At 70.8% G+C, this 4,553-nt stretch carries 6 protein-coding genes and 1 pseudogene; all 7 read right to left on the bottom strand.

All coding sequences use genetic code 11. The features are described 5' to 3' along the window. Nucleotides 1–42 precede the first annotated feature (42 nt). On the bottom strand, nucleotides 43–579 hold the full coding sequence (gene cysC / locus H5J33_RS24585) for an adenylyl-sulfate kinase (protein WP_309485481.1): 537 nt from the start codon (nucleotides 577–579) through the stop codon (nucleotides 43–45). Between the two features lie 26 nt (nucleotides 580–605). Further along, nucleotides 606–1,313, bottom strand: a complete 708-nt coding sequence (locus H5J33_RS24580; protein ID WP_181797060.1) for a phosphoadenylyl-sulfate reductase — start codon at nucleotides 1,311–1,313, stop codon at nucleotides 606–608. Next, complete coding sequence (locus H5J33_RS37745; RefSeq protein ID WP_030777841.1) at nucleotides 1,310–1,492, bottom strand: hypothetical protein; 183 nt, start codon at nucleotides 1,490–1,492, stop codon at nucleotides 1,310–1,312. Before H5J33_RS37745 ends, H5J33_RS24580 begins: the two co-directional genes overlap by 4 nt. After that, on the bottom strand, nucleotides 1,489–3,186 hold the full coding sequence (locus H5J33_RS24575; protein ID WP_181797059.1) for a nitrite/sulfite reductase: 1,698 nt from the start codon (nucleotides 3,184–3,186) through the stop codon (nucleotides 1,489–1,491). Before H5J33_RS24575 ends, H5J33_RS37745 begins: the two co-directional genes overlap by 4 nt. Before the next feature lie 124 nt (nucleotides 3,187–3,310). Beyond that, entirely contained in the window at nucleotides 3,311–3,394 is an 84-nt protein-coding gene (locus tag H5J33_RS38755) for a putative leader peptide (RefSeq protein ID WP_350969053.1), read from the bottom strand. Nucleotides 3,395–3,521: 127 nt separating this feature from the next. Next, the gene (locus H5J33_RS24570) at nucleotides 3,522–4,094 is read right to left on the bottom strand and encodes a GNAT family N-acetyltransferase (RefSeq protein WP_181797058.1); all 573 of its coding nucleotides are present in this window, start codon (nucleotides 4,092–4,094) and stop codon (nucleotides 3,522–3,524) included. A gap of 156 nt (nucleotides 4,095–4,250) precedes the next feature. Then, nucleotides 4,251–4,553: pseudogene (locus H5J33_RS24565) on the bottom strand (hypothetical protein); the annotation flags it as partial.

Here is a 4,553-nt window from a genome sequence, read left to right as displayed (position 1 = left end):
CGTACGGGCTCTCGGTGCCGCCCTCCGTCTTGGCGACCGTGGTCATGCCAGTCCCCTCTCGCTCAGCAGCGCGTACACCGACGCCGCGGACTCCTGGACCGTCTGGTGCTGCGACTCGATCCGCAGATCGGGCGTCTCGGGCTCCTCGTACGGGTCGTCGACCCCGGTGAGCCCGGACAGCTCGCCCGCGGCCTGCTTGGCGTACAGGCCCTTCACATCGCGCACGCTGCACACATCGACCGGGGTCGCCACATGGATCTCCAGATACGGCGTCCCGTTCCCCGCGTGCCGCTTGCGCACGGCCTCCCGGCTGTCCGCGTACGGCGCGATCACCGGCACCAGCGCCTTGACGCCGTTGCGGGCGAGCAGTTCGGCGACGAAGCCGATGCGCTGGACGTTGGTGTGCCGGTCCTCCCGGGAAAAGCCGAGCCCGGCCGAGATGAATTCGCGGATCTCGTCGCCGTCGAGCACCTCGACGCGGTGGCCCTCGGCACGCAGCCGGCCCGCCAGCTCGTACGCGATGGTGGTCTTGCCGGCGCTCGGCAGACCCGTGAGCCAGACGGTGGCTCCGGTCGTCACGTGCATCTCCTGGATCCGATCGTTCGTCATCCGTGCAGCCCGCACTCGGTCTTGGCGCGTCCCGCCCAGCGGCCGGCGCGCGCGTCCTCGCCCTCCAGGACCCTGCGGGTGCACGGGGCGCAGCCGATGGAGGTGTAGCCGTCCATCAGCAACGGGTTGGCCAGCACGCCGTGTTCGGTGATGTAGGCGTCCACGTCGTCCTGGGTCCAGCGGGCGATCGGCGAGACCTTGACCTTCTGCCGCTTCTCGTCCCAGCCGACGACGGGGGTGTTCGCCCGGGTCGGGGATTCGTCGCGGCGCAGTCCGGTCGCCCAGGCCCGGTAGCCGGCCAGTCCCTCCTCGAGGGGCCTGACCTTGCGCAGCTTGCAGCACAGGTCGGGGTCGCGGTCGTGCAGCTTCGGGCCGTACTGGGCGTCCTGTTCGGCGACCGTCTGGCGCGGGGTGAGGGTGATGACGTTGACGTCCATCACGGCCTCCACCGCGTCCCGGGTGCCGATGGTCTCCGGGAAGTGGTAGCCGGTGTCCAGGAAGACGACGTCCACGCCCTTGCGCACGCGCGAGGCGAGGTGGGCGACCACCGCGTCCTCCATGGAGGAGGTGACGCAGAACTCCTCACCGAAGGTGTCCACCGCCCACTGGAGGATCTCCAGCGCGGAGGCCTCCTCCAGCTCCCGGCCCGCCCGTTCGGCGAGGGCCTTCAACTCCTCGGCGGACCACTCGTCCCGAGTCGTCATATCCGATCGTCCCCTCCGTGGTCGGCTCGCTGAACGCCCCGGGCCAGCAGACCCAGGAACTTCAGCTGGAATGCGCGGTTGCACGCCCCGCATTCCCAGGCGCCGTGACCCTCACCGCTCGGGCGCAGGTCCTCGTCGCCGCAATAGGGGCAGTAGAAGGGCGCGGCCCGCTCGCTCACGACAGCGCCTCCTCGGAAGCGCGCGCCGCCCACGTCGCGAACCGTTCGCCGTCCTCGCGTTCGGCCTGGAAGCGCTTGAGCACCCGCTCGATGTAGTCGGGCAGTTCCTCGGACGTCACCTTCAGACCGCGCACCTTGCGGCCGAAGCCGGCCTCCAGGCCGAGGGCGCCGCCCAGGTGCACCTGGTAGCCCTCGACCTGCTCGCCCCGGTCGTTCAGGACCAGCTGGCCCTTGAGGCCGATGTCCGCGACCTGGATACGGGCGCAGGCGTTCGGGCAGCCGTTGAGGTTGATGGTGATCGGCTCGTCGAACTCCGGCAGACGGCGCTCGAGTTCGTCGATCAGCTGGGAGCCGCGCTGCTTGGTCTCCACGATGGCGAGCTTGCAGAACTCGATGCCGGTGCAGGCCATGGTGCCGCGCCGGAAGGAGGACGGCCGGGCGGTGAGGTCCAGCGCCTCCAGGCCCTCCACCAGCGAGTCGACCTTGTCCTGCTCGACGTCGAGGATGATCATCTTCTGCTCGACGGTGGTGCGGACCCGCCCCGAGCCGTGCGCCTCGGCGAGGTCGGCGACCTTGGTGAGCGTGGCGCCGTCGACCCGGCCGACCCGCGGCGCGAAACCGACGTAGAACCGGCCGTCCTTCTGCCGGTGCACGCCGATGTGGTCGCGCCACTGCCGCACCGGCTGCTCCGGGGCGGGCCCGTCGACCAGCTTGCGCTTCAGGTACTCGTCCTCCAGCACCTGCCGGAACTTCTCCGCGCCCCAGTCGGCGACGAGGAACTTCAGCCGGGCGCGGTTGCGCAGCCGCCGGTAACCGTAGTCACGGAAGATCGAGATGACGCCCTCGTAGACGTCCGGCACCTCGTCGATCGGCACCCAGGCGCCCAGCCGCACACCGAGCTTGGGGTTGGTGGACAGTCCGCCTCCCACCCACACGTCGAAGCCCGGCCCGTGCTCGGGGTGGCGGACGCCGACGAACGCGACGTCGTTGATCTCGTGCACCACGTCCAGCAGCGGCGACCCCGAGATGGCCGTCTTGAACTTGCGGGGGAGGTTGGAGTAGGCCTTGTTGTTCAGGACGCGGCGCTTCATCTCCTCCAGCGCCGGCGTCGCGTCGATGATCTCGTCCTCGGCGATGCCCGCCACCGGGGAGCCGATCATCACGCGCGGGGTGTCACCGCAGGCGGTCACGGTGGACAGGCCCACGCTCTCCAGCCGGTCCCAGATCTCGGGCACGTCCTCGATCCGGATCCAGTGGTACTGGACGTTCTGCCGGTCGGTGATGTCCGCCGTGCCGCGCGCGAACTCCTGCGAGATCTCGCCGATGACCCGCAACTGCCGTGTGGTCAGCGCCCCGCCGTCGATGCGGACGCGCAGCATGAAGTAGCTGTCGTCGAGCTCCTCGGGCTCCAGGATCGCCGTCTTGCCGCCGTCGATCCCGGGCTTGCGCTGGGTGTACAGCCCCCACCAGCGCATCCGGCCGCGCAGGTCGTTGGGGTCGATCGAGTCGAAGCCGCGCTTGGAGTAGATCGTCTCAATGCGTGTCCGCACATTGAGACCGTCGTCGTCCTTCTTGAACTGCTCGTTGCCGTTGAGCGGCGTGAAGTGGCCGGCGGCCCACTGGCCCTCGCCGCGGTGACGGCTCACCTTGCGGCGGGGCGCGGAGGCGGCGGGGTTCGGTGGGGTGGCGGCCATGGTTCTACGTCCTTCGGGACCGGTGGGAATCAGCTCTGACCTGCGCGGACGCGCGCACGCGGGCAGGCGTGCGCGGCTTTGCGCGCAAGGAAGGGGACGGGGTGTGCGGCGGTGCTGGGAGGCGTCAGCCCACCGGACAGATGGCGCTGGACATGCGGCCGAGGTCGACGTGCCGCCGACTCACCAAGGCAATTCCAGTTCCAGACATGACGGAAGCGTGTCACGGCGATCTGAACACCGTCCAGCTTCGTCCATCATCCGGACATTGATGTCCCGCTATGCGAGACGAGGGTGGTGTCGCTCACATGTGCCGCCGGACGGCTTGTCTTGGCAGGTCAGGCGGGGTATGCGCCGGGCCACGGCCCCGGTGTGGCCACCTCCGGTTCCGGTTCCACCTTGGTGTCGAACAGCTTGAAGCCCCGCCGCAGGTAGTTGTCCATCGCGTGCTCGCCGTCCTTGCTGCACGTGTGCAGCCACACCCGCTTCGTCGGCGTCCGCCCAGGCCACCGCTCGGCCAGGTCCCAGGCGCGGGCCGTGCCGTAGGCCAGCAGATGGCCGCCGATGCGCCGGCCGCGGAAGGCGGGGATCAGCCCGAAGTAGACGATCTCGACCACTCCGTCGTCCTGCGGCTCCAGTTCGACGTAACCGGCCGGGGTGCCCCGGTCGTAGGCCACCCACGTCTCCACGCCGGGCCGCTCCAGGTACTCCTGCCAGCGCGCGTACGCCCAGCCCAGCCGGTCGGTCCAGTGGATGTCGCCGCCGACCGAGGCGTACAGGAACCGGCTGAACTCGGGGGAGGGCACCTCGGCGCGGACGATCCGGACCTCGCCGTCGGGGGCGGCGGCGGGCAGGAGGTCGGCCGGGGACGTCTGCTCCAGGGACCACGTGGTGACGGGAACGCTGCTCATGCGGGCCAGGGAATCATCCCGCCGCCTGGTCTGTCGACGCGTGAAGGCGGGAGCGCGGCCGGGGGTTGGGATGGGGCCGGGGCCGATGGGGCGCGGGCGAGCTCTCGGACGGCGCGGGGTCGGGTCCGGGGGTGTGGCCCCGACGGACCCGTCGGGTCAGTCCAAGGGGCGGTCCAGGCCGGCCAGGGGGAGCGCGAACAGCATGCGGTCGGACAGCGACCACACCTCGCCGGTCTCCCGCCAGTAGGACAGGGAGCCCGGCTCCCGTGCCCAGCAGCGGTTCGAGGCGTCGGCGCCGCAGCGGGCCTCCCGGGTCCGCCCGGTGTCCTGCCGCCACAGCCCGCCGTGCCCGTCCTGCGTACCGGGCAGCCGTCCCACATACCAGGACGGCCGGTCCGCTCCGGCCTCCCGGTACGCCAGCACGCCCCGGATCCCGGCCGCCCGGGTGCGGTAGGCCTC

Origin of the sequence: Streptomyces sp. WELS2 (genome assembly GCF_013870595.1) — a bacterium.
In the GTDB taxonomy this organism is placed as follows: Bacteria; Actinomycetota; Actinomycetes; order Streptomycetales; family Streptomycetaceae; genus Streptomyces.
Note: the sequence above shows the minus strand (reverse complement) of the source record. Positions and strands in the feature narration are given on the sequence as shown.

Bases quoted from the DNA above. Each gene is read 5' to 3' on its own strand.
- H5J33_RS24570 (WP_181797058.1), bottom strand. From the start codon at position 4,094: ATGAGCAGCGTTCCCGTCACCACGTGGTCCCTGGAGCAGACGTCCCCG.
- H5J33_RS24575 (WP_181797059.1), bottom strand. From the start codon at position 3,186: ATGGCCGCCACCCCACCGAACCCCGCCGCCTCCGCGCCCCGCCGCAAG.
- H5J33_RS24580 (WP_181797060.1), bottom strand. From the start codon at position 1,313: ATGACGACTCGGGACGAGTGGTCCGCCGAGGAGTTGAAGGCCCTCGCC.
- H5J33_RS38755 (WP_350969053.1), bottom strand. From the start codon at position 3,394: ATGTCTGGAACTGGAATTGCCTTGGTGAGTCGGCGGCACGTCGACCTC.